This window comes from Bittarella massiliensis (ex Durand et al. 2017) (assembly GCF_017566145.1).
GTDB classification, from domain to species: domain Bacteria; phylum Bacillota; class Clostridia; order Oscillospirales; family Ruminococcaceae; genus Bittarella; species Bittarella massiliensis_A.
Map to the genome: position 1 here is coordinate 1 of NZ_JABFCL010000372.1, position 211 is coordinate 211.

1 pseudogene is annotated in these 211 nt (G+C 49.3%); it reads left to right on the forward strand.

The window, feature by feature from the left end:
* Positions 1 to 211: pseudogene (locus tag HJY11_RS14715) on the forward strand (ABC transporter permease); the annotation flags it as partial.

Genomic DNA, 211 nt, shown 5'->3' on the forward strand with positions numbered 1-211 from the left:
TCGGAAAACTGATGTTTCTTTTGCTTTATAAGATCGTCGGATACGAGACGCCTTTACAGTACGAGATTTCCGCTGGCAGCGTCAGCTCAACCGTGCTCCTCTTTGCGGCGATTACATTTATCACCTTCGCATTCAACCTGTTGCAGGTAAGAAAAGCAAATCCGATCGAGCTGCTCCGGGGCGGATCTATCGGAGAAAAGGAGCCGAAGAC